Annotated in this window: 1 protein-coding gene; it reads left to right on the top strand. The window is 51.9% G+C overall.

What is annotated here, in order from left to right:
- On the top strand, positions 1–291 hold a 291-nt coding region (locus ACR0CG_RS24195; RefSeq protein WP_480528074.1), incomplete at its 5' end, for a hypothetical protein.
- Positions 292–514: the final 223 nt, after the last annotated feature.

Here is a 514-nt window from a genome sequence, read left to right as displayed (position 1 = left end):
GCGGGACATGATCCTCAAGCGAGAACTCGTAGAACAGTAACCCTTGTGCTTGCTGCCTTGGCTCCATCATCGCTCATTCTCCCGATCAGTACGGAAATTGAATCAGCGACTTGTGCGTCAATCAAAGAAGAGTTTCTCAACGGAATAAACCCAAAGCAGACTTTCGTGATGTTAGTCATGCTGCGGCGAAGCTTCCCATTAGTCGACATTGCCAGGCAGCGGCTGTCCATCGTCGCGAAGGACAAAACCCTGTTAAACCCGCAATGGTGTCGCCCAGGGTTTTTGTCCTAGCCAAACCTCTGATTTCGGGTGCCACGCTAGACGAAGCGAAAATACCGCCGCTTATGCCATGCCGTCGCGCTTCAAGCATGTCACAAGCTGGGTAAAGTGTGAGATTATTAGCAGCGAGGAAAAGCCGTGGCTCGCCTTAGGCTCGGGACCCATTGATTTCCGCTTGGCCGCGTGATTCACGGTTCGGAAAACGAGTGGTGAACATGTCTGATCTTTACTGGCT

Source organism: Ruegeria sp. AB8 (assembly GCF_056542605.1).
Note: the sequence above shows the minus strand (reverse complement) of the source record. Positions and strands in the feature narration are given on the sequence as shown.